The organism is Nonomuraea sp. NPDC003727 (assembly GCF_053586935.1).
In genome coordinates this window covers 793,800-819,573 of sequence record NZ_JBSFNE010000001.1, presented here as the reverse complement: position 1 = coordinate 819,573, position 25,774 = coordinate 793,800, and the positions used below count along the sequence as shown (strand labels likewise).

The window sequence follows — 25,774 nt, the reverse complement described above, 5'->3', positions numbered from 1 at the left end:
AGACATCACTACCGGCACTGCCGTCACCACTGGGGCATGCTTCCGTCTGTAGGACCATGTCCTCATGTCAGTGACCGAGTTCGCCGGCGTGACCGAGGATGAAGATCGTGGCGTCACCCCCAAGGCAGGGCTGTACGAGTTCTGGACCGAGGAGGGCGCCCATGTCTACCTCCACGACACCGACTTCACGTGCCTGACCTATGAGCCCGACAGACCGCCGGTACTGGAGTTGGAGTTCCTCTATGACCCGCAGTGGACCCCGCCCGAGCTGTCGAAGACACCTGTCGTGATCTTCCGGTTCGAGGATGTCCGGATCGTCGAGCGGTGCGAGGACCAGGAAGGCCATGACTGCGTGACCGCCCAGCACGACGCTCCACCGGGACAGGTCAGCTGCTTCGACTGGGATGGCAACGACCTGTTCGTACTGGACACTTTCACGTTGCGTCTGGCCTTTCAGGCTCGACGAGCAGAAGTGACCGTACACACGAAGTAATACAAGATCCCAGTACACCCACAGCTGAGGACCGCACGAGCAAGGCCGTCGATCTGGCGGACTCAGCGGAACCGATTCGGTGCGGCGATCACCTGCTTACCCCGCTGCTGTCGCCAGAACGCTGCTGTCCCGAGAACGCTGATGTCCCGAGAGCGCCGAAGGGTGAGACGTTGGGATATGTGGAGAAGACGGACGGCCATTCTCCGGACCGGTCCAACCTTCCTAGGTTGATCACAGCGAACCGACCAACCAGGGAGCATCCCATGCGCGCTGTCATCCAGAACTCCTTCGGCGGCCCCGAAGTCCTGCAGGTCGTCGAGGCAGAACGGCCCACGCCGTTGTCCGGCGAGGTCCTGATCAGGGTGCGGGCCAGCGGCCTCAACCCGGTCGACGCCGCCGTGCGGTCCGGCGCTTACCCGCTGCTCGGTGAACCGCCGTTCGGGGTCGGCTGGGACATTTCCGGCGTCGTGGAGGAGGCGGCCCCCGGCGCCAGGTACAAGGTCGGCGACGAGGTGTACGGCATGCCGTTCTTCCCCCGCGCCGCGACCGGCTACGCCGAGTACGTCGCCACGCCGTCCCGCCAGGTGGCGCGCAAGCCCGCCTCCCTCGACCACGTCCATGCGGCGGCTCTGCCGCTGGCCGGGCTCACCGCCTGGCAGGGGCTGGTGGACGCGGCGAAGGTCGGGGCGGGCGACCGGGTGCTGATCCACCGGGCCGCGGGTGGGGTCGGCCACCTGGCCGTGCAGATCGCCAAGGCCCAGGGCGCGTACGTGATCGCCCTCGCCAGTGCGGGCAAGCACGAGTTCGTCCGGTCCCTCGGCGCCGACGAGGTGATCGACTACCAGACCGTCGACTTCACCGAGGCGGTCCGTGATGTGGACATCGTCCTCGACTCCAACTCGCAGGGTGACCGCTCGCTGGCCGTACTCAAGCCCGGCGGGGTGCTTGTCAGCATCATGGAGCACTGGAACGCCGAGCTCGCCGCACGGGTGGAGGCCGCGGGGCGGCGCTTCGCGGGAGTGTCCGTCGAGCCCGACTACGTGGCGCTGGCAGCCATCGCCGAGCTGGTCGACGCCGGTCAGATCCACCCGCATGTCGAGGAGACCTTCCCGCTGGAGAAGGCGGGGAAGGCGCACGAGGTGCTGGAGGCGGGCCAGGTCCAGGGCAAGCTCGTCCTGACGCTATAAAGCAGTACATGGATCTCCTCACCGAGGCGTTGGAGTCGATGCGGACCGGGCATCCCACCTCGATCCGCACCGACGGCCGCGCGCCGTGGGGTCTGCAGCTGCCGTCGACCGCGGGCGCCGGCTTCCACGTGGTGCTGTACGGGTCGTGCTGGCTCGTCCCCGTGGACGCCCGGCACCTGGAGCCGATCCCGCTGAGCACCGGTGATGTGGTGTTCCTCCGCAGCGGCGCCCGCTACATCCTGGCCGACCACCCCGCCACCCTGCCGGAGGTGCCGGGACCGGAGCGTTACACCAAGGCTCCGCCGATCGGCTCGGTCGTGCTGGGCGGCAGCGGTCCGCGCACCACGCTGCTGTGCGGCAACTACCATCTCGACATGGCCCGGCCCCACCCGCTGGTCCGGCAGTTGCCCGAGGTGGTCCACCTGCCCACCCGGCATGGCCGTCATAGCGAGCTGAACGCCGCGGTCCAACTGCTCGGCGCGGAGCTGGACAATCCTCGTGCCGGCTCGGACGGCATCGTGCCCGCGCTGATCGACTCGCTGCTGCTGTACATCCTGCGCGCCTGGCTGGACGAGCAGCCCGCCGCCGCCAAAGGCTGGTCGGCCGCGCTTCGCGACTCCGCGATCGCCCCAGCGCTGGGGGCCATCCACGACGCGCCCTCGGCCCCGTGGACGGTCGAATCGCTGGCCGTACGGTCCGGCCTGTCCCGTGCCGCCTTCGCCAGGAGGTTCGCCGCCCTGGTCGGCGAGCCCCCCATGGCCTACCTGACCCGCTGGCGCATGACGCTGGCCGCCAAGCTCCTGCGTGACTCCGACATGCCGCTGACCACGGTCGCCGCCCAGACGGGCTACAGCACGGAGTTCGCCTTCGCCAAGGCGTTCAAACGCGAGTACGGCATCGCGCCCGGCGGCTACCGCCGCCAGGCCAGGGCCGCCTGACCTGACGATCCGCGTCCCTCGGCGGCCGGCACCGAGCTGCCGTCCGCCTGGGCTCCGCCGACCCCGCGCGACCGGGGCGGGTACGTCTTCGGCGGAGGTCGCCGCTTCGCCGCCGGGTCCCACGAGGCCCGTCCCGCCAGGGGGCCGGGGGAGCGGTGTGGACGGCCGAGCCCGTGCGTGTTCGGCACGGGCTCGGCGTCGTGGTCGTCACCGGACCCACGGCTCGCCGGACCCGTGCCTCACGGGCCTGCGGCTCACCGAGCCTGAGGCTCACGGCTCGCCGGGCCCGTGGCTCGCCGTCCAGGAGTTGCCGCTCGAGACGCCGGCCGAGACCCGCGCGACGGCCCGCGCGTCGGCCCGGCCGAGGTGTCACGGCCGTGTTCCGTGGGGGAGTGTCACTCGCTCACCACCCGGTCGGGATCGTGGTCGTCACCCCCGCCGCCCGCGCCGGGAGCGGTGGAGCCGGGGGTTCCGCCGCCGGGCAGGTCCTTGCTGTAGGCGTAGACGGCCGCGGCGGTGGCGACGGCGCCGGAGTTGATCGCCAGGGCCTCGTCGTTGATGTTGGTGACGGTGTCGCACTCCTGGTGGTAGCACTTGTCGTAGGCCGCCCCCGCCTCGCCGCCGAACCTGGTGGCCTCGGCCTCGGTCTTGACGCCCTCGGCGCCGGTGAACAGGCCACCGGCCGGGATGCCGGCCTCGATGAAGGGGCCGTAGTCGGAGCGGCCGGTGAAGTCGGTGCCGACGAACGGCCTGCCGACGGCCGTGAAGTACTGCTCGAAGAGCTTCTCGATCTCGTCGGAACCGGGCGGGCCCGCCGGGGCGCCGACACCGTCGGAGTTGTCGCCGTCGTAGATGCCGAAGACGTAGTTCGGCGAGGCGATCATGTCGAAGTTCAGGTAAAGCTTGATCTTGGCCTTCTCCTCGGCGGACAGGCCGGCCACGTAGTGCTTCGAGCCGAGCAGTCCGAGCTCCTCGGCGCCCCAGAAGTGGAACCGGAGCCGGTTCCTGGTCGGCAGCGGGGCCAGTCTCAGCGCGGTCTCCAGGACCGCCGCGCTGCCGGAGCCGTTGTCGTTGATGCCGGGACCGGCGACCACGCTGTCGAGGTGCGAGCCGAGGGCGACGACCTTGTCGGGGTCGCCGAAGCGGTTCTCGGCGATGACGTTGCGGGTCTTGCGGTGGGGGTCGCTCTCGGTCATGGTCTTGACCTGGACGACGGTTCCCGCCGCGGCGAGCTCGTTGCCCGTGGCGAAGGTCGTGCCCACGACCGGGATGGTGGCGGGCACGCCGACGGTGCCGTTCAGCAGGCCCTCGCGGCCGGGCTGGCCCTCGTTGAAGACGATCACCGCACTGGCGCCGGCGGCCTGCGCGTTCGCCACCTTGGCCTGGAAGGTGCAGGTGCCGCGCTGGAGGAGCGCGATGTTGCCCGGGGTGAACCCGGCGAAGTCGCTCGGCTCGCAGCCGGAGGTGGAGCTCGGCGCGGGGGCCGGCGGGAGGACCAGGTCCACCGCCTGTACGGTGCCCGTGACGTCGCCCGAGCCGGAGTACGTCATGGTCGCGAAGTCCGTCGCCAGGACGTAGGTCTTGGGAGTGGGGGCGGTCCTGGCGAGGGTCGCCTTCTCCAGTTCGCGGAAGAACGGGAACTCGAACTCCTGGAGCGTGACCTGGTAGCCCGCCTTGCGGAGCCTGCCGGCGACGTAGTCCACCGACTGGTCGAAGCCGGGGGTGCCCGAGGCGCGGGTGCCGCCGTTGGCCTCGGCGATCTGCTGCAGTTTCTCCAGGTGCCGCTTCACCCGGGGTGCGGTGATGCTCATGCCGAACGCCGCGGGGTCGGGGTCCGCGCCGGCCGGGGCGGCCGAGACGAGGGGGAATGCCATGGCCGAGACCGCGGTGACGGCGGCCAGCATGCTCCGATACGCGCGTATGCGCATGCGAAACTCCTGTATCACGAGTAGAGCCGGACAATCCCCGTAATCGCGATTAAATGGAACGCCTTGGGGCTAATGCGATCTTGAAAGGTCCGCTTCGAATTCGTTGCCGAGTGGAGTCAATGCAGTCGCCGTGGCGCTCGAAGGCGCCCGAGGTCCTGCAGCGGCCGGACAGCCCGCACCGAGGCGCCTGGGCCCGAACCGTGTTCTCTCACGACGTCTGATTACCCCCGCCCAGGTCAGCGGACGGCAGGGCAAGTACCAGCATTTCCGCAAGGACGGCGGTCGGGACCCTGCGGTGACGTCGCCGGATGGCCGCCGACCTGCCCCTCGTCCCGCGGCGTCGCGGCGTCGCGGCCCTCACGGCCTGGGGCGGTCACGTGACCCCCGGAAGCAGGATGGTGAGAGTGCTGATCCACATGAAGATCGTGGAGCCGATGATGAAGACCACGATGTAGGTCTCGTACCACCGGATGAAGGCGGCCTTGCGCGGCGGCTTGCGAAAGCCCGGGCGGACGAACTCGTCTGCCAGCTCGCACTCCTCCCGGCGGTAGTCGAGCCAGGAGACGACTCCGATGACGATCATCATGACGGTGAACGCGGCGACCACCGTCTCGAGCCACATCAGCGCGACCAGGCCCGATCTGGCGACTGCCGGGTCGATCCGCCAGCCGCGGTGGCCGACGAAGAGCGCGAGGCCGGCGCTGGCTATCGCGACGGCCAGCGTCTGGTAGACGGCCAGGAAGCGGTAGACGTTCTCGTTGATGGTGTGGATCTGCTGGAGGATGTACTTGTAGCGCTCGACGGCGATCTCGGGCGTGTCCGCGGGCAGAGCGGCGGGCACCTCCTTCGGCCGCCTGGCGCTGAGCCTCATACGAGCGTCGTCTCCGCCCGCGGGCGACGGACCCGGAAGGCCGTCACGCGAGCGGGAGAATCGCTCGTGAACGTGGTGAGTTCGAGGCGGTTGTCCTTCTCCCGGTCGATATAGAGCGACTCCATGCACCTGACCACGTCGTCCACGTCCGCCTTCCACGCCTCGGCGATGGTTCTGACGACCACGCCCGCCGCCCCGTAGTTGCCGTGCTCGCACCACCAGGCGCAGGCGCTCCACTCCTCGCCGTTCTCCGCGGCCTCGGTGAACCGCTCGTCGCGAGGACTGGGCACGATCTCCTCAGGAAAGACCCACATCGGATAGAGCTCGACGATCAACCCGTGTGCCGGGAGGCGGACCCCGCGGCCGTCATACGTGAAGAAGGAGCGGCGATAGTTCGGCGGATCGAACAGCGTGTCGAACGCCATGAGGTCGCCGTACGAGATCAGCAGCACCTCCGACTTGCCGCTGGCCCACGCGACCAGATCGTCCCTGTCCAGGGCGCCGTCCGCCGAGTGCGCGCACGGCAGGGTCTCGGGTGAAACGCCGAGACCGCCGACGAAATCGGCGATCATCCATTGGTGTCCGGGAGTGGCCCACGGACTCGACCGTGCGACGTCCACCTGCGACCGTGCCCAGTCCTGGAGGTTTTCCGGCCGGCCGAGGGGAAAGGACGTGAGCCGGTCGGCGGTCATGGGGAAGCCCTGGAAAGCTCCCATGGTGTAGAGGAAAGCAGACGACTGCAGGCCGCCGACGTAGACCATGCCTCGATAGTTGCCGTGCCACCAGAGGTCCTGCGTCTCCGACGCTTCCCTCCCGGAAAGCAGCATCGCCCGGCCGATGGTGTTTCCGTCGTCGTCCAGGACGCGGGTCTCGTGGTCGATGAAAAGCTTCTCATGCTGCTCGTAGAGCATGCGCTGCATGTAATCCATGTCGGAGCGCCGGTAGAGACGCTGAAAGAGTTCCGCGGCCGGGATGTCCAACCAGTCGCCGGCCGCGATGACGTGTCTCGGCGCGGGATCGTCCGGGCCCTTCACGGAGACGTCGACCTCGGACAGCGCGCACATCCGGTTGATCAGCTCGTGCAGCAGCTCCGTGTGGCCGACGCGTTTGCTGTTCGTGCGGAAGATTCCCTTGATGTTGCGGGGGTCCTCCCGCAGCCGGGCTCTCACCACGGTGCCCGGTTTCCTGAGGCACTCCTCGAACTCCGCCTCCCGCAACAGCGGACGACCACCCGACAGCCCGCGCCTGAACTCGAGCACGTGGGTCGAGCGCGCGGCCTCTCCCAATGCCAGGCTGCGGACCTGCACCTCGTCGGCGACCATGAAGATCGCGAAGAAGCCGATGCCGAACTTGCCCGTGGGCGTGAAGCCCTTGGCCTGGAGCCCGGGGAACTCCTCGACGGTTGCGGCCGAGCGCCAGTGCGAGTGCCCGAAGTCGGTGAGTGCGGCCACCATGGTCTCGGGACGCATGCCGATCCCCTGGTCGGCCACTTCCAGCCACCAGTCGTCACCGCACTGCTCCAGGGTGATCGTCACTGGCGACATCCGGATCGACCCCTCGAAGGCGGCGCGGGCCTTGACGGCGTCGCCGGCATTCGCGATCAGCTCCCTGAGGGCGATGTCCGGGCGGTTGCCGTACATGTCGCGGCCGCCGATGTTCGAGATCACCTGCACCGTGTCGGTGACGCGAAGACGCGCGTCGAGGGGTCTCCAGCCGTCCGTGGGAATGGACCTGGCCAGCCGCTCGGGGGAGTCGGCGCCCACCACCGACCGGACTCTGAAACGCTGCCTGCCGCTGTCCGCCAGGAGGGCGTCTACGTGCCGGAGCTCGTCGTTGATGAGCTGAATGGTCTCGAAGGCGAGCCACCAGGCCTCGGTCTCGTCCCGGCTGAACGGTGCCGAAGCGGTGTACTCCAGCCGATCGTCCACCACGCGCGGTCGGAACAGGCGCTCCTGGAAGAACCAGTGATTGCGCGAGGTCCCGGACGGCCGTCTGAAGGCGTGCAGGAGCATCGGAGCCCTGCGGTAGTCGATGTGCGCGGCGTCCGCCAGGCGCAGCATGCAGGCCAGCTTCAGCGGATCCACGTCCCACGTCGGCGGGTGCAGCGGGCACGACCCCTGCCGCTGGGCCAGCCGCTGCAGCTCGGACACCCCCCACCAGTGGCTGTGCGCGATCCGGCCGATCTGCGGTCCGAAGAACTGCCGGAGCTCCACGTCCTGCAGAAGGTGGAACGGTTCGCCGGAGGAGGTGTGGAAGACCTGGCCGACCAGCCGCTCCGCCTGCCTGGCGTGGCGCAGGCGGAGCAGCTCGACGACGACCTCCTCGTGCGCCGCCCTGTCGAGGAGCTCACTGCCGGCGGCCGCCTCGGAGTTGCGCAGCCGATTCTTCGCCCCGGCCAGCAGGTCGTCGTATTTGGGATCCGCTTTCAGGTCGATTCCGGCCGCGGAATACGAGGCCAACCCCATTCCGAGGTCGTGCAGCAGGAATGCGCCGCCCAGGACGAACGCTTCGGCCGGGTTGATGGAGATGTCTTCGCCGCAAATGAGGGAGGCCATCTCCCACAGTGCTTCCGCGTGCGCCATTCCGTGCTCGGTGAACATCGGCAGCGAGTGGGCGATCGACGTGGCCAGCGGTTCGACGGTTTCCCGGAGCTGAAGATAGGCGGCCCGCAGCCGTGCCCGCTCGTCCCCATGCGGATCGTTGTCGCGAGGCGCCAATGACCTTCGCCAAAGAGAGGTCTGCTCAAACGAATGGGGCATGGAGGCTCCACGTCAATTGTTTGACCTGGGCTTGACTATACCCTGCTTGATCCACTTGAACCGATGGAAACGGATATCGGGCAGCACCGTCGCCTCTGCTGCCCGACACCCGTTTCTGTCGCCGCCTTCCGCTGGAGCCGACCGCACGTCCGCGTGGCCGGAAAGGGTGACCGGAAAGGAGGACCTGAACTGTCAGTGGCCGGGAGCGAACTGGCTCAGGGACACCTCCTGGGCCGCGGCGACCTCCTCCTCCGTCGCCGTGCCCGACTTCTCGACGGCCGTCACCCAGGCGAGCACCGACTCCTTCGAGAAGGCCAGCGCCTCGGGTGAGTGGGCGGCCGCCACCGGGTCGCCGCCCGCCGTCTGGCCGCTCAGGTAGAGCGAGAGCCCGAGGACGGCGCCGTCCCAGCCGGGGCCGACGTACAGGGCGCCGGCGCCGCTGCCCGCGATCTCGATCGGCACGGTGTGCTCCATTTCCAGGACCGTCGCGCCGGGGCCGTCGGCGGCCAGCCGTACCTCGACCACGCTGGTCTCGCTGCCGAACGTCACCCTGAAGGCGTGCGGCGGCTCGCACGCCAGGATCTCGCCGCCCGCGTTCCCTTCCAGCTGGAAGGTGCCACCCACCCGAAGCTCGCCGCTGATCGGCATGAACCAGCGCTTGATTCGGTCGGGGTCGGTGAGGGCGTCCCAGACGTCCTCGACGGCGGCGTCGTAGGTGCGGCGCAGCCGTACGGTGACGGTCTCGCCGCCGGGGGCGGGCTGCCGGGCGACCTCGCGGCCGATGGCGGTGATCTGCTGGGCGATGTCGATCATGGTGTTTCCTCCTCGTTGGCTTCCTGGTCCTTCTGCCGCCGTTCTCGTGCGCCCCGGGCCAGTTCGGTGGCCAGGGCGTCCAGGTGCTGGTTCCAGAAGCGGCGGAAACGCTCCAGCCACACGTCGACCTCCTGGAGGGGTGCGGCGTTCACCGCGTAGAGCCGCCTGGCGCCGTCGGCGCGGACGCTGGCGAACCCGCTGTCCCTGAGCACGCGCAGGTGCTGGGAGACGGCGGGCTGGGAGATTCCGAACTCCGCCCTGATGGCGGAGGTGACCGCTCCCGACGACTGCTCTCCTTCGGCGAGCAGTTCCAGGATCCGGCGCCGGACGGGGTCGCCGAGTATGTCGAATGCGTGCACGAGCCGACTATATAAGATCGGCCTTATATAAGGCAAGGCTTATATATGCGTGTCGCTTGCTCATCGGCTCGACACCGCCGGGTTACGCTGCCATCGACTTCCGGTCATGAACGCAGGTCATGTTCGAAACCGCAGGCCCCCTCCCCGGCCCCGAGGAGACCCATGTTTCGACGACTCGGCCTCGTCATCGCGACCGTGATCGCCACCCTCCCCGCTCCCGCCGCCGTCGCCGCCCCTGCGGCCGCGGTCGTCAACGTCGCCCACCGCGGCGCCTCCGCGTACGCGCCCGAGAACACCGTCGCGGCCTTCGAACTGGCCGACGACCAGGACGCCGACATGGTCGAGCTCGACGTCCAGGAGACGAAGGACCACGAGCTGGTCCTCATGCACGACACCACCCTGGCCCGCACCACCGACGTCGAGCGGCGCTTCCCGCGCCGCGCCCCCTGGCGGGTCGGTGACTTCACGCTCGCCGAGATCCGCGGGCTCGACGCCGGATCGTGGTTCTCCCCGGACCACCGGGGCGAGGCCGTGCCCACCCTCGGCGAGGCGCTGCGGGCGATCAGCGGGGACGGGCTCGGACTGCTGCTGGAGATCAAGGCCCCGCACCTCTACCCGGGCATCGAGTCGCGCGTGGCCGAGGAACTGCGCCGGAGCGGATGGTCGAGCGGGCTGGTGGTGCAGTCGTTCGACTGGGGCTCGATGCGCCGGTTCCACCGGGTCATGCCGCAGGTCCCGGTGGGTCTGCTCGGCACGCCGTCGACGGGGGAGCTGGCCGGGCTGGCGAGGTTCGCCACACAGGTCAACCCACCCCACCGCGACCTCACCGCCGACTACGTCAGGCAGGTGCACCGTCACGGCATGGAGATCTTCGCCTGGACGGTCGACGACGCCGACACGATGCGTCGCCTGATCTCCTATGACGTCGACGGCATCATCACCAACCGCCCCGACGTCCTGGACGAGGTCACCGACACGTAGCCCGCGGATCAGCCGCAGGTCCCAGCCGTCGCCTTCAGATCGAACGGCACGCCCGCCGCCCGCGGCCGGTCACGGTCGCGGGCCGGGATCGCCGGCACGCGACACCATGGGTGCCAACCGCTACGCGGGTGACGGCGCTGGGGGCAGCTGGGCCACTTGGTCCAGAACCGGCTTGAGTTCGCGCCGTACCAGTCGGCGTATGGTCCAGACGTGCCTTATTCGCGGCACGGTCGGCGGGAAACGCGTGAACTGCGGACGCCATTGGCGGTCGAAGGACAGGATTCCTGTGAGGGGGAAGTCCCATTGGAGCCCCTTGGTATGGGGGGCGGGTGGAATGTCCGGTAATTGCGGTAGCGGTGGCCACTCGGCTCCGGCTGCCTCGGCGGACGACCTCGTCGCGTACTCCTGTGCGACACCTTCCCGGAAGGCGTGGTAGTCCGCCTCGCCATAGATCAGCAACAGCAGTCGGGTGGGTGCGATAGTGCGCAGCGCTTCGGTGAATTCCCACATCGTCCCGGGACCGGGGGCCGCCGTCATGATCACTGCGTGAGCGCCCTGGAGCAACCTGCTCACCGTGTCCTGCCAGTCGTCGACGGGCACGTAGCCGCGTTCCGCCCCGATCTCCGGCAGACGCTCGCCGGGTTGCCCGATCGCGACGACACGGCCGAGGCCACGGAACTGCCGCACCACGAATTCCTCCTGCGTAAGCCCCGGCAGCTCGAAGGGCGAGCGAAAGTACCAGCCCGGGGCCTCGGTCGGTGGTAAGGCCATCACGGGGTCGACGGCGAAGGGCCGTAGGTAGAGCAGATAGCGCTCCCCGATGAGATCCTCGAACAAGGGGATGATCCGGTGGCGGTGCTGCCTTCCCCGTTTCAACAGAGCGCTGCTGCCGGCGAAGAGCAGGCCCCCGGTCGCCAAGACCGCGGCCATGATCAGCAGGCGTACCCACAAGGGGAGATGCGCCACGTCGCCATCCGCCTCAGATACAAGGCTCTTGTACAGCGCGCTGCCACTGAAGAGCATCAACAGCCCCAGGGCGCCCAGCGTCCACGCCAGAATGGTCAACACGCATCCTCGGACAGGGCTTTGATGTGCCCGTCCGCCAACGGACTCGACAGTCGACGTTTCCGCGTCAGGATCAGTTGTGGCGTCGAGCCGGCTGCCGTGGCCACTTGATCGCTCGACCGGACCACCGACATCCATCGCAAGGCCGAAGTTGGCGCCAACCACGATCCACCACGGGTCGAAAAGCTCGAAGGTGTATGCATCGGCAACGACAACCGACGCTCCAGACGCGGTGGTGGCGATCAGCGTCACGATATGGACGAGAGTCTGCGATCTGTCCAGTTGTCCAACAATCAGGCTTCTGGCGATCGCAACGAACACCGCGCATGCCAGAGGAAAGACGATGAAATGGATGGCCACGTCGGTAACGAAGAGCATGAACCGTAGGAATGTGGCGTTCTGCAGCTCGTCGCGGATCGCAAGATAGGACAGCCTGCCGAACTGCCTGCGTTCCCACACGTGGTTGACTGTCGCCATCCACAGTGCGATGAACACCGAGACAAGCAGGCCTCGCTTGACCAAGGCGTTCACCGCTGCCGTACGCGAACCGGACCCACTCGTTGTGCGGCCTTGACGGACGTGAATGACCGCTGCGATCGCCTGGACCGACGCGGTAACGACAGCGATCCACATGACGACATCGAGCACAGGAGACACTCGCCGATTGTCTTCGACGATCTTCCAGGTGGGGCCGAAAACTCACCAGCGGAGTCACGTGACTGGGTGGCCACGAATGTCGGCCGGAGTCGATTTCCTCGCGGTGGTCAGCGGGCCGCCCGCGCGTTCTCCTGGAGCGCGGTGATCTTCAGGACCACCGCGATCGCCAGCCCGCCCGCGACCACCCACAGCCCGAGGGCGGCCAGGAGGACGGGCGCGTTCCACGCGCCGAGGTCGGCGTACCGCCCGCACAGACCGGCCCCGCCGGAAGCCAGACAGGTCAGCCACCAGGCCCAGACGAGTCCCGACCTGCGGACCCTGGACAGGTCCCTGCCGGGCGGCTGGCCCCCTGGCTGGGAGGTGGCCCAGATGTCGTCGATGATCCCCTTGGGCACGAACAGGTTGAGGATCGGAAGGATCCAGCCGGCCACCAGGAAGACGGCGGCGTAGGTGTGCAGGACCCCCGGGGAGATCGCGTAGGAGTTCGCGCGGGCGCGGAGCAGCCACGCCAGGAAGCCGACGCTCGTGATGAGACACACCCCGGAGACCCCTACCTCGTCCAGGCCGCCGACGAAGGGCGCGACGACCCCCGCGATCACGAACAGCCCCATGAGGACGGTCGCCACCACCGCGAAAGGGCGGATCGGGCGGAGGGGCCGGACGGGTACCTCCGAAACGCCTGAAGCCATGATCTTCCTTCGTCGGGGCGCGGCCAGTATGCCGGAACGGCGGTGTGGCCGGTAAGACTGGAACCCTGCGCAGCCGGAGGTGAGAGTGGTGGTCAAGGACGGTGACGGGTGGATCCTGTGCTCGCAGGGTCACACCCACTGGGGCCGGTACGGCGCGGCGGGCCTGCTCGCCGTCCACTGGGATCAGGACGGCGTGCCGCGCGTGCTGATGCAGGAACGCGCCCCGTGGAGTCACCACGGCGGCACCTGGGGGCTGCCGGGCGGGGCGCGCGACAGTCACGAGGACCCCGTCGAGACCGCGCTGCGCGAGGCCAGGGAGGAGGCGGCGCTGTCGGGGGAGGGGCTGCGGGTGCGCGGCGTCTACCGTGACGACCACGGCGGCTGGCTGTTCGACACCGTGATCGTCGAGGCCGGGACGCTGCTGCCGGCCGTACCGGGGAACGAGGAGAGCGCGCAGCTGTGCTGGCTGACGCCGCCCGAGATCGCCGGCCTGAAGCTCCATCCGGGATTCGCCGTCACGTGGCCGCGGATCCGGACCGCCCTGAACCCGGAGCTGGTGGTGCTCGACGTCGCCAACATCGTCGGCGCGCGGGCCGAGCACGGCTGGTGGCGGGACCGCAAGGGCGCGGCGGCCAAGCTGCTGGCGGAGACGGCGAACGCGAGCCTGCGGCACCTGGTGCTCGCCGAGTGGTTCCCCGACGTGGTCGCGGTCGTGGAGGGCGCGGCCCGCGGTCTGCCGCCCGTCGGCGGCATCGAGGTCGTCGACGCCGACGGCAGCGGCGACGACGCGATCGTCGAGATCGTACGGCAGGCGAAGCCCTGGGAAAGGGTGCTCGTCGTCACGGCGGACAGGGGATTGCGCGAGCGGGTCACCGACCTCGGCGCCGGGGTGACCGGCCCGAAGTGGCTTCTTGGCCGGCTCTGACCTGGCACCATGTGCCCATGTCTGTCCCCCGGACACTGGAGATCCCGCCCGACGAATGGGGCCGGCCGCGCACCGGCAGGCAGCTTCCGTGGCTGTTCCTCGGCATCGTGGCCGCCCTGCTGGCGGGCAGGTTCCTGCTCGCACCCCAGCTGACGGATCCAGGGCTGCAGACGTGGGCCACGATCTTCGTGGCGATCTGCGTGCAGGCGCTGCCGTTCCTGGTGTTCGGGGTGGCGCTGTCGGCGGCGATCGCGGCGTTCGTGCCCGAGGGTTTCTGGACCAGGGCGCTGCCGAAACGGCCCGCGGTGGCGGTGCCGGTGGCGGGACTGGCGGGGGCGGTGCTGCCCGGCTGCGAGTGCGCCTCGGTGCCGGTGGCGTCCGGGCTGATCAGGAAGGGTGTCACGCCCGCCGCGGCGCTGGCGTTCCTGCTGTCCTCGCCCGCGATCAACCCGGTGGTGCTGGTCGCCACGGCGGTCGCCTTCCCCGGTGAGCCGCTGATGGTGCTGGCCCGCTTCGCGGCGTCGCTGGTCGCCGCGGTGTGCGTGGGCTGGCTGTGGCTGCGCTTCGGCAGGAGCGAATGGCTGCGCGCCAGGGGCCACCACCACGGCTCGTTCCTGGCGGCGATGCGCCACGACCTGCTGCACGCGGGAGGTTTCCTCATCGTCGGCGGGCTGGCCGCCGCCACGCTCAACGTCGTCGTGCCGCGCGAGTGGCTCACCGCGGTGGCCGGGGTGCCGTGGTTGTCGGTGCTGGTGCTGGCGTCGCTCGCGGTGCTGCTGTCGATCTGCTCGGAGGCCGACGCGTTCGTCGCCGCCTCGCTGTCGGCCTTCTCGCCGACGGCCAGGCTGGTCTTCATGGTGGTCGGTCCGATGGTCGACCTCAAACTGATCGCGCTGCAGGCCGGGACGTTCGGCAGGGCGTTCGCGGCGAGGTTCGTGCCCGTCACGCTGGCCGTCGCGATCACGGCCGGTGTCCTCGTCGGATGGATCCTGCTGTGAGCCGGATGTCGCAGAACCTGGTCCTGATGCTGCTCGGCGGCGCGCTGCTGCGCATCTCGGCGTTCTCCACCATTTACGTCAACTACGTCAAACCGGGCTTCCGGCCGTTCCTCGTCGCGGCGGGCCTGGTGATCTTCGTGATCGGGCTGCTCGGCCTGGTCCGCAGGGCCGTCCCCGGCGACCACGACGGCGACGGCGACCATCACGGGCCGAGGGTGGCGTGGCTGCTGTGCCTGCCGGTGTTCGCCGTCTTCCTGATCGCGCCGCCTGCTCTCGGCTCGTTCGCCGCGGCCAGGTCGGACGCCCCGCCGCCCCGGCCGCAGGCGCTGGACGCCTACGCGCCGCTGAAGGGCGACGAACCGGCCGAGATGCCGATGAGCGAGTTCATCGGCAGGGTGTTCAGCGACTCCAGCCAGACGCTGAAGGGCAGGACGGTCAGGCTCACCGGCTTCGTCACGCCGTCCAGGAAGAAGGGGCAGTGGTACGTCACGAGGATGCAGCTCGCCTGCTGCGCCGCCGACGCCTACGCGCTGAAGGTGATCGTGCGTGACGCGCCCCCGCCGGAGCCGGACACGTGGGTCGAGGTCACGGGCACGTGGGTGCCGACCGAGGTGGACGAGGACACCACCGGCGTCGTCCACGCCGAGCTGGCCGCCGTCGATGTGAAGCCGGTCGCGGCCCCGTCGGAACCGTACGAGTAGGCCGGCGGGATCAGGGGAAGGCGGCGTTGAGCCCGGTCACCTCGAGCACCCGGCGCAGCACGCCGTGGACCCCCGTGAGACGTAGGCTGCCGCCGCGCTCCCGCACGTGACGCAGATGGTCGATCAGCACCCAGAGCCCGCTGGAGTCGCAGAAGTCCAGCCCCGCGGTGTCGACCACGATCGTGTGGACGCCCTCCTCCAGCAACTGCGACAGGTGGTGGTCGAGCACCGACGCGGTGAGCTTGTCGAGGTCACCCTCCAGCCGCACGACCGCCGCCCCCGTGGAGCGCTCCACCTCGACATTCAGTTCGGCCAACGCGGTTGCCTCCGGTGTAGGAGCCTTCTCCCGACGGTACACCTCTGCCGGAGGCAGCGTTAGCCGCTATGGTGGTGTGCGCACTGGAGGGTTCGCATAGTGGACGAGTGCAGCCGCCTTGAAAGCGGCCAGGTCAGCGATGGCCTCAAGGGTTCGAATCCCTTACCCTCCGCTCACGCTCCCGCGAAGCCGTCTCCGACGGCCGCGGCGAGCTGCAGATAGGCGTCCCTCGTCGGCTCCTGCAGCCGGTCGAGGTCGATCTCGGCGCCCTCTTCCAGATGCGGGTCGTACGGCACGCGGACCACCGTACGGCACCGCGCCGCGAAGTGCGCCTCCAGCTTGGCGATGTCCACCGCGGACTTGGAGCGCGGCCGCACGCTGCACAGCACCACCGTCGCGCTCCCGACCAGGTCGCCGTAGTGGTGGGCCTCCAGCCAGTCGAGCGTCGCCGAGGCGGCCCGCGCGCCGTCCACCGACGGCGAGCTGACCAGCACGATCTGGTCGGCCAGGCCCAGCACACCCGACATCGCCGAGTGGAGCAGGCCGGTGCCGCAGTCGGTGATGCAGATGGAGTAGAAGTTCTCCAGCACCTGCGCGACCTGCTGGTAGTCGGCGGCGCTGAAGGCCTCCGACACCGACGGGTCGCGGTCGGAGGCGAGCACCTCGAGGCGTGAGGTGGCCTGCGAGGTGAAGGCCCTGATGTCGACGTACCGCTTGATCTGCGCGCGCTCGTTGAGCAGGTCGCGCACGGTCGCCGAGGTCTCCAGCTCCAGCTTGTCCGACAGCGTGCCGCGGTCGGGGTTGGCGTCGACCGCGATCACCCTGTCGCCGCGGACCTGCGCCAGCGTGGCGCCCAGGCCGACGGTCGTGGTGGTCTTGCCGACGCCGCCCTTCAGGCTGAGCACGGCGACGCGGTGGTGCCCCGCCGAGACAGGGGTGCGCGCCCTGGACACCAGCGCCCTGCGACGGCGGACGTCCGCGGGCTCGCCGGGCTTGATCCACCCTGCCGACGCCTTGTAGACCAGGCGGCGCCAGCCCTTGGCGGGAGCGTTCCGCCTGCCGCGCAGCAGCGAGTCGGGGTCGAGGCTCTCGGCGGTCGGCCGGTCGCCGGCGGGCGGGCGGGGCGGCGCGGCGAACGCCGGAACGGGCGGCTGGGGGCGGCGCCGTACGGGGAAGGGCTCCTCCTGCACGACCACCTCCACCGAGGTCTCGACCGAGGTCTCCAGCGCGGGCGGCTCGATCCACGGCCGGGTCTCGTGGCGATCCTCGTCGTACTCGGCCTGGTGCCGCGACGGCTCGGGGCGCGCGGGCTCGTGCCAGGCCGGCTCGTGGGGCTCGGTCACGAAGCGCGGGGACGCGGAGTCGGCCTCCCTGGGCAGGCCGAACGAGAAGCCCTCGAAGGCCGGCTTCTCCTGGCGCGGCGGCTGGACGGCCGGTTCGGTGTCGACCACCTCGCCCTCGACCGTCTCCACGTCCGTGATGCCCTCGAAGCTCTCGGCGGGCGGCTGCGGCCACGCCGGACGCGGCCAGGAGGGGTCCGTGCGCTCCTCGGCCGGCAGCGGGTCGAACATGCTGCCCGCGGGCTCGCTCTCGAGCGGCTTGTCGAAGGCCGTCATCCGGTAGGAGTCGGTGTCGTCCGGCCGGGGCAGCGGCTTCAGCGGCGCCATGAAGGCGTCGTCGTCCCGTCCGAAGGCCGGGGGCCGGGGCTCCGCCGGCGCCGTCTCCTCCGCCGCCGCCTCCTCAGAGGCTGCCTCCTCCGGCACTTCCTCCTCCGGAGAGTCCTCGGCCGGGGGCTCCTGCGCCGCCTCGGGGCCGTACACCGAGTCGACCGCGGCGCGGAACAGCGGCGGGGTCGGGGTCTCCTGCTCGGTCGGCACCGACAGCCACGGGTCTTTCGGATACGGTGAAACGACGGTGTCGTCCGCGGCTACGGCGACGGCACCGGTCTTGGCGCTGACCTTGACGGACTCCTCGTCGTTCTCCTTGATGGCGTCGAGCCAGGCGAGCTGTTCCTCGAGAGATTCCTCACGATCGTGCCGGGCCACCGTGTTCCCCCTCGGGACGGGTGTAAAGGGGCAGCAAACACCTTGCAGATTAACGCCCTGTGTTCCGTCGAATGCAGCCAACCCACAAGTTCCGTGCCCGGCTACGGTGGGTCGCATGCGAGCGATTGTCATCACCAAGCCCGGTGGACCTGAGGTTCTGGAGTGGCGGGAGGTGCCGGACCCTCGTCCTGAGCGGGGCGAAGTCGTGATCGATGTCACGGCCTCCGCGGTCAACAGAGCCGATGTGATCCAGCGGCTGGGCTTCTACGACCCGCCGCCCGGCGCCTCGCCCTATCCGGGTCTGGAGTGCTCGGGGGTGATCTCCGAGGCCGGCCCCGACGTCGTCGGGTTCGAGGTCGGCGACCGGGTCTGCGCGCTGCTGGCCGGCGGAGGCTACGCCGAGCGCGTCGCCGTGCCGTGGCAGCAGGTCATGCCCGCGCCCGGCGGGCTGTCGCTGACCGAGGCGGCGGGACTGCCCGAGACGGTCTGCACGGTGTGGTCGAACGTCTTCATGACGGCCAGGCTCCGGCGCGGCGAGACGCTGCTGGTGCACGGCGGCGCGAGCGGCATCGGCACGACCGCCATCCAGCTCGCCAAGGCGTTCGGCGCGCGCGTGGTGGTGACGGTCGGGTCGCCGGAGAAGGCCGAGCGCTGCCGGGAGCTGGGCGCCGACGAGGCGATCGACTACCGCACCGAGGACTTCGCGGAGAAGGTCCAGGCGGACGTGATCCTCGACATCATGGGCGCCAGGTATCTCCCGGGGAACGTCAAGGCGCTCAGGACCGGCGGGCGCCTGGTCGTGATCGGGCTGCAGGGCGGCGCCAGGGGCGAGCTCGACCTGCACGCGCTGACCAGGAAGCGCGCCGCCGTCCACGGCACCACGCTGCGCTCCAGGCCGGTGGACGAGAAGGGCGCGATCGTGCGCGGGGTGGTGTCCGACGTGTGGCCGCTGGTGTCGGCGGGCGCGGTCAGGCCCGTCGTGCACGCCCGGCTGCCGATGGCCGAGGCCGCCCGCGCCCACGAGCTTCTCGACTCCGGGTCGCACGTGGGCAAGATCCTGCTGGAGGCCCGTCCCGAGGAGTAGGAGCTTCGGCTACCACGAGGCACCTGCGCCAGTTGGAGGTAGGTTTGAGGGCATGAACGCTGAGGAGAACACCCCCCACATCGTGGTGGTGGGACCCGAGGGCATCAGCGCCCAGGGCGATAGTGATGCGCACGACGAGCGGTCGATCACCAACCTGGTCGAGCAGCCCGCCAAGGTGATGCGCATCGGCAGCATGATCCGCACCCTGTTGGAAGAGGTCAGGGCGGCGCCTCTCGACGAGGCCAGCCGCAAGCGGTTGAAGGAGATCCACGAGAGCTCCATCAAGGAGCTCGAGGACGGTCTCGCCCCCGAGCTGGTCGAGGAGCTCGAGCGGTTGTCGCTGCCGTTCACCGACGACAACGGCACCCCGCCGAGTGACGCCGAGTTGCGCATCGCCCACGCCCAGCTCGTCGGATGGCTTGAAGGCTTGTTCCACGGGATACAGACCACCCTCTTCGCGCAGCAGATGGCGGCCCGTGCCCAGCTGGAGCAGATGCGCAAGGCGCTGCCCGGCGGGTTGACGCAGCAGGACGCGCAGCGGGCCAGCGGCTCCGGCCCCTACCTGTAGAGCTCTTCCAGCACCGCCGCCACGCCGTCGTCGTCGTTCGCCGCGGTCACGTGGTCGACCGCGGCGAGCACGTCGGGATGGGCGTTGGCCACGGCGTAGGAGGTGCCTGCCCAGGCGAGCATGGGCAGGTCGTTCGGCATGTCGCCGAACGCGATGACCTCGTCGGGCTCGATCCCGTGCGCCGCCGACAGCGTGGCGAGGGCGGAGGCCTTCGTCACGCCCTGAGCGCTCATCTCGACCAGCGCCCTGCCGCTGGAGTGGGTGGCGGTCACCAGGTGGCCGACAAGCTCGTGGACGGCCGCGTGGAGGCTGTCGGGGTCCATTCCGGGATGAAGGGCCAGGAGCTTGGCACAGGGGCGCGAGGTGAGCGTCGAGGTGCCGACTCGCAGCCCCGCCACGGCCTTGCTGTCGATGCCGCTGAGCCGGAAATCCGACTCGTGCGCAAATCCGCCTTCGTACTCGACCGAAAATGTCAGATCGGGGACGTTCGCTCGAAGCTGAGCGACGACCTCTTCGAGGATGTCGGCCTCGATGAGGTGGGACTCCACGATCCGCTCGGTGTGGAGGTCGTAGAGCAGCGCTCCGTTGGCGCAGATGGCCAGTCCGCGGTGCCGTACGGCATTGGCGACCACCTGCATCCACCTGGGCGGACGGCCTGTGACGAAGACCAGCATCGCCCCGGCGCGCTCGACCTCGGCGAAGGCCGCGGCGGTGCGCGAGGACACGGTTCCGTCGGCGCGGAGGGCGGTCCCGTCGAGGTCGGTGGCGACGAGTCGAGGGGCGGGAGAGTGGCTCGGCATAACAGCTTCCAGTTTGCACTGTGCGGCCGCAGTCCAGAAATCTTCCCGGCGCGGGAACACCAACGCGGCGGAATGGTGTTAGATGTGATGGCGTTGTATTAGCTGATCCCGAAGTGAAAACCGGCACGAGATTGTCTGAGCCACCCCGGGTGCTTGCTGTACGACACACCGGGATTCGCGAGGTGCGGGTCCCATAGATTCACATCCTGAGGGAGAGCTTTTATGGCTCAGGGAACCGTCAAGTGGTTCAACGCCGAGAAGGGCTTCGGCTTCATCGCCCCGGACGGCGGTGCGCCGGACGTGTTCGTGCACTTCTCCGAGATCGTCGGCTCCGGCTACCGCAGCCTTGAGGACGGCGCGCGGGTCGAGTTCGAGATCACGCAGGGCCAGAAGGGGCCGCAGGCCTCCCAGGTTCGCGCTGTCTGACCTGATAGCTACGAGTTGAGAGCGGGGACCATCCAGGTCTCCGCTCTTCTCGTGTCCGCCTCCTCGTGGCCGTCCCCGGCGCTCAGCGGTACACCAGCCCCGACAGCCGCCACGCCAGCCTCTTCCTGAAGACCGGGAGCACCGCCAGCACCCTGAGCAGGACGTTCCGCAGCGGGCGCCACCGCCTGCCGACCGTCGCCAGCCCGGTGAGCCGCCCGGCGAACCTCACCACCTGCTCGGCCGCCGGCCGCCGCCGGGCCGCGTAGCCGTCCAGCGGGCCGTCCGAGCCGGTCCGCAGCGCCTCGCCCAGCGCCTCTCCGAGCGCCGCCGCGTCCTGCAGGCCCGCGTTCATCCCCTGCCCGCCCGCCGGGCTGTGCACGTGGGCGGCGTCGCCCGCGAGCACCACGCGCCCGGCACGGTAGCTGTCGGCGACCCTGTGGTGCACCCTGAAGCGCGATCCCCAGACGACCTCCTCGATCACCACCGGCTCCTTCGCGGGGCCGCGCAGGTCGAGCAGGCGCTGCACGAAGGCCACGTCCGGCTTGTCCGGCGCCTGGTCGACCGTCGCCACGATCCTGAACGCGCCTCCCGGCAGGGGTGCGACCACCACCAGGCCCTCGGGGGAGAAGAACAGCTCGACCTCGTCGGCGGGGACGCCGCCGCGCAGCCGTACGTCGGCCAGGGAGAACGACTCCGCGTACGTCCCGCCGGTGAAGCCGATGCCCGCCTGCTCGCGCACGGTGCTGTGCATGCCGTCCGCTCCGACGAGGTACCTCGCCCGCACCTGGCTGCCGTCGTCGAAGGCCGCCGTGACGCCCTCGCCGTCCTGCTCCAGCCCCACCAGCCGGTACGGCCTGGCGACGCGCCCGCCGAGCGCCTCCAGCCTGGCCAGCAGGATCCGCTCGGTGTCGGCCTGGGAGATCATCAGCGTGTAGGGGTAGGCGGTCGGCAGCCGCCGGAAGTCGACGGGCACCAGCAGCCTGTCCCTGTCCCTGATCGTGAAGCGGGGGGAGTGGATGCCGCGCGCGGTCATGGTCGCGGTGACGCCGAGCGGTTCGAGCACCTCGAGGGTGCGGGCGTGGACGACGGCCGCGCGGGAGGTGTTGTCCCCCTCGGCCTGGTCGTCGGCGACGGTGACCTCGAAGCCCTGCTGGGCGAGGGACACGGCGACGGCGAGCCCGGTGGGGCCGGCGCCGATGACGAGGACGTCCGTGCTGGTGTTCATCTCGCACTTCCTTCCGGTCAACGCTTGTTGGCATCACTATGACCCCGTGGCGAGTGGCATGTCAACACTTGTTGGCCTACAGTTGTTGACATGAGGAGAACGTCCGAGGACACCAAGGCGGCGATCCTGGCCGCCGCCAGGGAACGCTTCGCCGCCGACGGCTACGAGAAGGCCACCATCAGGGCCATCGCCGCGGACGTGGGCATCGACCCGGCCATGGTGATGCGCTACTTCGGCGCCAAGGAGAAGCTGTTCGCCGCGGCCGCCCACATCGACCTGCGCTTCCCCGACCTGACCGCGACGGCCCCCGAGGAGGTGGGGGCCGCGATGGTCAGGCACTTCCTGTCGCTGTGGGAGGCCGACGAGGCGCTCCAGGTGCTGCTCCGTACCGGTGTCACCAACGAGGCCGCCGCCGGGCGCATGCGGGAGATCTTCGCCGCCCAGCTCGCGCCCGTGGCCGCCCGCCTGTGCCCCGATCCCGCCTCGGCACCCGTCCGGGCCGGCCTGGCGGCCTCCCAGATCCTCGGCATGGCGTTGGCCCGCTACATCCTGCGGCTGCCGCCGGTGGTCGCCATGACGCACGACGAGATCGTCGCCTGGCTCGGTCCCACCCTCCAGCGCTACCTGACCGCCTGACCGGCCGCCGCGACATGATCACGGTGTCTAGGGTGTCGGGCATGCGAACGATCTGGCGGATCGTCATGGTGTCAGCCGCCCTCGGCGGCATCGCGTGCCTGGTGGCCGTGCTCAGGAACCCTTGGGTGGCCTTCACGGTGCAGAGCAACATCCTGCTGGCCGCCTACTACCTGTGGCGGCTGCTCGGTCGCGAGACGTCGGCCACGGTCAAGGGTGCCGTGACGCTGTACCTGGTGATCACCGGCATGGTGGCGTTCGTCGCCCTGCCGCTGCCCGACCTCGGCGGCGGGCCGCGGCACTGGGGCAACCTCCTGCTGCACGTCGTGACCCCCGTGATGGCGCTGGTCGACTGGACGGCCTTCGACCGGTCGCGCCGTCCGCGCCGGGCCGACCCGCTGAGATGGCTGGCCTTCCCGCTGGCGTACGCGGCACTGGTGCTGGTGGCGGCGCCCGGCCTGCCGCGCCGCATGGCCGGCAGGCACCTGGGTCTGGACACCCTGGCCTGGACCGACTACGCGGTGGCGGCGCTCGCCTTCGTCGCGCTGTTCGTGACGGCCGGCTACGGCCTCGTCGCCCTCCACCGCCTGGCCGCGCGCCGGAAGCGGGCCGCCTGACCCGAGAGACGGGCGACCTGCCCCGAAGGTGATCGACCTGCCCCGAGGGTGATCGACCTGCCCGGAGGGGTGACCTGCCCCGAGGGTGATCGACCTGCCCGGAGGGACGGGTGACCTGTCCCGAAGGTGATCGACGTGCCCCGAGGGTGATCGACCTGCCCCGAGGAGTGGCCTGAAGGGGTGATTCGCCTGGTCCGAGGGGTGATCCGGCTGGCGCGAAGGTGATCGACGTCGTCTAAGGTGGAGACATGCTCTGACGCCTGCCCGGGCCCCGGGCACCCCCGCGATCTCCTTCGCCCGCCTGTCACATCCGACTCCGGCCCGACGAAGGAGACACCTCACTCATGACCATCGACGTCCCCGACGCGTTCGCCGCGTCCTACGGTGCCAACGGCGCCGAGGCGCGCGCCTGGCTCGCCGCGCTCCCCCGCCTCGGCGGTGACCTGCTGGAGCGCTGGGAGCTGCGCCCCGACGGCCCGGCCGCCCACGGCATGGCCTCGCTAGTCCTGCCCGTGCGCCGGGCCGACGGCACGCCCGCCGTCCTCAAACTGCAGCAGCTGAGGGAGGAGACCGCGGGCGTCGCCACCGGCCTGCGAGCCTGGAACGGCGACGGCATCGTGCGCCTGCTCGACCACGACGAGGAGAGCGGCACCCAGCTGCTGGAACGCCTGGACGCGGCCAGGACGCTGGCCACGGTGCCCGGCGACCACGCGGTCATGCCGGTCCTCGCCGACCTGATGGCCCGCCTGACCGCGCAACCGGCTCCGGCCGGCCTGCGGCGGCTGGCCGACATCGCCGCCGCCATGCTCGAGGAGGTACCGCAGGCCGTCCCGGCCCTGCGTGACCCCGCCGAGCAGCGGCTGCTGCGCACCTGCGCGGCCGCCGTGGCCGAGCTGGCCGGTGAAGCCGGCGACCGCCTGCTGCACTGGGACCTGCACGACGGCAACGTCCTGGCAGGGGAGCGGGAGCCCTGGCTGGCCATCGACCCCGAACCGCTGGCCGGCGACCCCGGGTTCGAGCTGCTGCCGGCGCTGGACATCCGATGGGATCAGGTGGCGGCGACCGGCGAGGTCGAGCGCACGGTGCTGCGCCGCTTCGACCTGCTGACCGAGGCCCTCGGCCTGGACCGGCAGCGGGCGACCGGCTGGACGCTCGGCCGCGTCCTGCAGAACGCGCTGTGGGACATCGAGGACGGCAGGGGCGCGCTCGAGCCCGCCCAGGTCGCCATCGCCACGGCCCTGCTGGACCGCGCGGCCCCTGCCGTACGGGGATGACGACGTCGGCCCCACGCGACAGGCGCGGGGCCGCTAAACGTGACGGCCCCGCGCGACAGGCGCGGGGCCGCTAAGGGTGACGGCCCCGCGCGACGGGCACGGGGCCGCTAAACGTGACGGCCCCGCACGCCGGGCGTGCGGGGCCGCGGGCGGGCTACTTGGCCGGCTCCAGGACGTCGAGGCCCACGTAAGGCCGCAGCGCCTTGGGCACCACGACCGAGCCGTCGGCCTGCTGGTGGTTCTCCAGGATGGCGACGATCCACCGGGTGGTGGCGAGCGTGCCGTTGAGGGTGGCCAGGAACTGCGGCTTGCCGTCCTTGTCGCGGAACCTGGCGCCCAGCCTGCGCGCCTGGAACTCGGTGCAGTTGGACGTCGAGGTCAGCTCGCGGTAACGCCCCTGGGTCGGGATCCACGCCTCGCAGTCGAACTTGCGCGCCGCCGACATGCCGAGATCGCCCGCCGCGGTGTCGATGATGCGGTACGGCACCTCGATCTTGGCCAGCATCTCCTTCTCCCACGCGAGCAGCCGCAGGTGCTCGGCCTCGGCCTCCTCCGGCCTGCAGTAGGAGAACATCTCGACCTTGTCGAACTGGTGGACGCGGATGATGCCGCGGGTGTCCTTGCCGTAGGAGCCCGCCTCGCGCCGGAAGCACGACGACCAGCCCGCGTAGCGCAGCGGCAGCTGCCCGCCGTCGACGATCTCGTCGCCGTGGTAGCCCGCCATCGACACCTCGGAGGTGCCGACCAGGTAGAGGTCGTCGTCGGGCAGGCGGTAGATCTCCTTGTCGTGGGCGACGTGGAAACCGGTGCCGGCCATGGTCTCGGGCTTGACCAGCACCGGCGTGATCATCGGGATGAAGCCCGACTCGATCGCCTGCTGCATGGCCATGTTGAGCATTCCGAGCTGCAGCCGCGCGCCGACGCCGCGCAGGAAGAAGAAGCGCGAGCCGGACACCTTGGCGCCGCGCTCCATGTCGATGGCGCCGAGCAGCTCGCCGAGCTCCAGGTGGTCGCGCGGCTCGAAGTCGAACTGGCGCGGCTCGCCGACGGTCTCCAGCACGACGTAGTCGTCCTCGCCGCCGTGGGGCGCCTCGGTCGAGACGATGTTGGGGATGGTGCCGAGCAGCTCCTCCAGCTCGGCGGCGAGCTTCTCGGCCTCGGCCTCGGCCGTCTTGACCTGGCCGGCGAGGTCCTTGGCCCGCTGCAGCAGCGCCTGCTTCTCCTCGCCCGAGGCCTTGGAGACCGACTTGCCCATGGACTTCTGCTCGGCGCGCAGAGACTCGAACGAGGTCAGCGCGGCGCGGCGGCGCTCGTCCAGGTCGAGCAGCGTGTCGACGACGGCGTCGTCCTCACCGCGGGCACGCTGCGAAGCCCGTAGCCGGTCGGGGTCCTCACGAAGGGTACGCAGGTCAATCACACCCC

At 70.1% G+C, this 25,774-nt stretch carries 25 protein-coding genes and 1 tRNA gene; 14 read left to right on the top strand and 12 right to left on the bottom strand.

What is annotated here, in order from left to right; all coding sequences use genetic code 11:
- Window positions 1-64 precede the first annotated feature (64 nt).
- The 3 genes from ACWDLG_RS03995 to ACWDLG_RS03985 all read left to right on the top strand — a co-directional run bounded on the left by ACWDLG_RS03995 (window position 65) and on the right by ACWDLG_RS03985 (window position 2,618).
- The gene (locus ACWDLG_RS03995) at window positions 65-493 is read left to right on the top strand and encodes a hypothetical protein (protein WP_449915730.1); all 429 of its coding nucleotides are present in this window, start codon (window positions 65-67) and stop codon (window positions 491-493) included.
- Window positions 494-756: 263 nt separating this feature from the next.
- Entirely contained in the window at window positions 757-1,680 is a 924-nt protein-coding gene (locus ACWDLG_RS03990) for an NADP-dependent oxidoreductase (protein ID WP_354922806.1), read from the top strand.
- Between the two features lie 8 nt (window positions 1,681-1,688).
- Window positions 1,689-2,618, top strand: coding sequence for an AraC family transcriptional regulator (locus ACWDLG_RS03985; protein ID WP_449915727.1), 930 nt, complete (start codon window positions 1,689-1,691; stop codon window positions 2,616-2,618).
- 395 nt (window positions 2,619-3,013) lie between these two features.
- On the opposite strand, the gene ACWDLG_RS03980 is transcribed toward ACWDLG_RS03985, so the two are convergent.
- The 5 genes from ACWDLG_RS03980 to ACWDLG_RS03960 form a co-directional block, all read right to left on the bottom strand.
- On the bottom strand, window positions 3,014-4,546 hold the full coding sequence (locus ACWDLG_RS03980) for a M28 family metallopeptidase (RefSeq protein ID WP_449915725.1): 1,533 nt from the start codon (window positions 4,544-4,546) through the stop codon (window positions 3,014-3,016).
- Window positions 4,547-4,919: 373 nt separating this feature from the next.
- Window positions 4,920-5,417 (bottom strand): hypothetical protein, encoded by a 498-nt coding sequence (locus ACWDLG_RS03975; RefSeq protein WP_449915723.1) that lies wholly within the window; start codon window positions 5,415-5,417, stop codon window positions 4,920-4,922.
- Window positions 5,414-8,134, bottom strand: a complete 2,721-nt coding sequence (locus ACWDLG_RS03970; protein WP_449915720.1) for an HD domain-containing protein — start codon at window positions 8,132-8,134, stop codon at window positions 5,414-5,416. Before ACWDLG_RS03970 ends, ACWDLG_RS03975 begins: the two co-directional genes overlap by 4 nt.
- A 234-nt stretch (window positions 8,135-8,368) precedes the next feature.
- Window positions 8,369-8,989, bottom strand: a complete 621-nt coding sequence (locus ACWDLG_RS03965) for an SRPBCC family protein (RefSeq protein ID WP_449915718.1) — start codon at window positions 8,987-8,989, stop codon at window positions 8,369-8,371.
- On the bottom strand, window positions 8,986-9,348 hold the full coding sequence (locus tag ACWDLG_RS03960) for an ArsR/SmtB family transcription factor (RefSeq protein ID WP_449915716.1): 363 nt from the start codon (window positions 9,346-9,348) through the stop codon (window positions 8,986-8,988). Before ACWDLG_RS03960 ends, ACWDLG_RS03965 begins: the two co-directional genes overlap by 4 nt.
- 162 nt (window positions 9,349-9,510) lie before the next feature.
- On the opposite strand from ACWDLG_RS03960, the gene ACWDLG_RS03955 reads away from it, so the two are divergent.
- Complete coding sequence (locus ACWDLG_RS03955) at window positions 9,511-10,329, top strand: glycerophosphodiester phosphodiesterase (protein WP_449915713.1); 819 nt, start codon at window positions 9,511-9,513, stop codon at window positions 10,327-10,329.
- Between the two features lie 120 nt (window positions 10,330-10,449).
- On the opposite strand, the gene ACWDLG_RS03950 is transcribed toward ACWDLG_RS03955, so the two are convergent.
- The gene (locus ACWDLG_RS03950) at window positions 10,450-12,051 is read right to left on the bottom strand and encodes a hypothetical protein (protein WP_449915711.1); all 1,602 of its coding nucleotides are present in this window, start codon (window positions 12,049-12,051) and stop codon (window positions 10,450-10,452) included.
- Window positions 12,052-12,158: 107 nt separating this feature from the next.
- Entirely contained in the window at window positions 12,159-12,740 is a 582-nt protein-coding gene (locus ACWDLG_RS03945; protein WP_449915709.1) for a DUF4328 domain-containing protein, read from the bottom strand.
- 88 nt (window positions 12,741-12,828) lie between these two features.
- On the opposite strand from ACWDLG_RS03945, the gene ACWDLG_RS03940 reads away from it, so the two are divergent.
- From ACWDLG_RS03940 to ACWDLG_RS03930, 3 genes are read left to right on the top strand one after another with little or no spacing between them, the layout of a single operon-like run.
- Window positions 12,829-13,665: an NUDIX domain-containing protein gene (locus ACWDLG_RS03940; protein WP_449915708.1), complete on the top strand. Its 837-nt coding sequence runs from the start codon at window positions 12,829-12,831 to the stop codon at window positions 13,663-13,665.
- Window positions 13,666-13,682: 17 nt separating this feature from the next.
- Window positions 13,683-14,663 carry a permease gene (locus ACWDLG_RS03935; RefSeq protein ID WP_449915707.1) on the top strand — a complete coding sequence of 327 codons (981 nt, stop codon included), beginning with the start codon at window positions 13,683-13,685 and terminating at the stop codon, window positions 14,661-14,663.
- A 5-nt stretch (window positions 14,664-14,668) separates the two neighbouring features.
- A complete protein-coding gene (locus ACWDLG_RS03930) occupies window positions 14,669-15,364 on the top strand; it encodes a TIGR03943 family putative permease subunit (protein ID WP_449916182.1) in 696 nt (231 codons plus the stop codon).
- A 10-nt stretch (window positions 15,365-15,374) separates the two neighbouring features.
- Here the strand turns inward: ACWDLG_RS03930 and ACWDLG_RS03925 are convergent, their stop codons facing one another.
- Window positions 15,375-15,680 carry an STAS domain-containing protein gene (locus tag ACWDLG_RS03925; protein ID WP_449915705.1) on the bottom strand — a complete coding sequence of 102 codons (306 nt, stop codon included), beginning with the start codon at window positions 15,678-15,680 and terminating at the stop codon, window positions 15,375-15,377.
- Window positions 15,681-15,765: 85 nt separating this feature from the next.
- Between ACWDLG_RS03925 and ACWDLG_RS03920 the strand changes: the two genes are divergently transcribed.
- Window positions 15,766-15,852, top strand: a tRNA-Ser gene (locus ACWDLG_RS03920).
- 1 nt (window position 15,853) lies between these two features.
- Here the strand turns inward: ACWDLG_RS03920 and ACWDLG_RS03915 are convergent.
- Complete coding sequence (locus ACWDLG_RS03915; protein WP_449915703.1) at window positions 15,854-17,725, bottom strand: nucleotide-binding protein; 1,872 nt, start codon at window positions 17,723-17,725, stop codon at window positions 15,854-15,856.
- A gap of 115 nt (window positions 17,726-17,840) precedes the next feature.
- Here ACWDLG_RS03915 and ACWDLG_RS03910 point away from each other — a divergent pair, with 115 nt between their 5' ends.
- Entirely contained in the window at window positions 17,841-18,809 is a 969-nt protein-coding gene (locus ACWDLG_RS03910; RefSeq protein WP_449915701.1) for an NAD(P)H-quinone oxidoreductase, read from the top strand.
- Window positions 18,810-18,861: 52 nt separating this feature from the next.
- Window positions 18,862-19,377, top strand: coding sequence for a bacterial proteasome activator family protein (locus tag ACWDLG_RS03905; RefSeq protein ID WP_354920519.1), 516 nt, complete (start codon window positions 18,862-18,864; stop codon window positions 19,375-19,377).
- Here the strand turns inward: ACWDLG_RS03905 and ACWDLG_RS03900 are convergent.
- Window positions 19,368-20,177 (bottom strand): HAD family hydrolase, encoded by an 810-nt coding sequence (locus tag ACWDLG_RS03900; protein WP_449915699.1) that lies wholly within the window; start codon window positions 20,175-20,177, stop codon window positions 19,368-19,370. The genes ACWDLG_RS03905 and ACWDLG_RS03900 overlap by 10 nt on opposite strands.
- A 222-nt stretch (window positions 20,178-20,399) precedes the next feature.
- Here ACWDLG_RS03900 and ACWDLG_RS03895 point away from each other — a divergent pair, with 222 nt between their 5' ends.
- Window positions 20,400-20,603 carry a cold-shock protein gene (locus ACWDLG_RS03895; RefSeq protein ID WP_354920513.1) on the top strand — a complete coding sequence of 68 codons (204 nt, stop codon included), beginning with the start codon at window positions 20,400-20,402 and terminating at the stop codon, window positions 20,601-20,603.
- Window positions 20,604-20,685: 82 nt separating this feature from the next.
- Here the strand turns inward: ACWDLG_RS03895 and ACWDLG_RS03890 are convergent, their stop codons facing one another.
- Window positions 20,686-21,828 carry an FAD-dependent oxidoreductase gene (locus ACWDLG_RS03890; RefSeq protein ID WP_449915697.1) on the bottom strand — a complete coding sequence of 381 codons (1,143 nt, stop codon included), beginning with the start codon at window positions 21,826-21,828 and terminating at the stop codon, window positions 20,686-20,688.
- Window positions 21,829-21,918: 90 nt separating this feature from the next.
- Here ACWDLG_RS03890 and ACWDLG_RS03885 point away from each other — a divergent pair, with 90 nt between their 5' ends.
- From ACWDLG_RS03885 to ACWDLG_RS03875, 3 genes are all read left to right on the top strand, one after another.
- Window positions 21,919-22,464 carry a TetR/AcrR family transcriptional regulator gene (locus ACWDLG_RS03885; protein WP_354920507.1) on the top strand — a complete coding sequence of 182 codons (546 nt, stop codon included), beginning with the start codon at window positions 21,919-21,921 and terminating at the stop codon, window positions 22,462-22,464.
- 41 nt (window positions 22,465-22,505) lie between these two features.
- On the top strand, window positions 22,506-23,078 hold the full coding sequence (locus ACWDLG_RS03880; protein WP_449915695.1) for a Pr6Pr family membrane protein: 573 nt from the start codon (window positions 22,506-22,508) through the stop codon (window positions 23,076-23,078).
- A 344-nt stretch (window positions 23,079-23,422) separates the two neighbouring features.
- Window positions 23,423-24,352, top strand: coding sequence for an aminoglycoside phosphotransferase family protein (locus ACWDLG_RS03875; protein WP_449915693.1), 930 nt, complete (start codon window positions 23,423-23,425; stop codon window positions 24,350-24,352).
- Between the two features lie 154 nt (window positions 24,353-24,506).
- Here ACWDLG_RS03875 and serS read toward each other — a convergent pair whose 3' ends face one another.
- Window positions 24,507-25,769: a serine--tRNA ligase gene (gene serS, locus ACWDLG_RS03870; protein ID WP_354920502.1), complete on the bottom strand. Its 1,263-nt coding sequence runs from the start codon at window positions 25,767-25,769 to the stop codon at window positions 24,507-24,509.
- Window positions 25,770-25,774 lie beyond the last annotated feature (5 nt).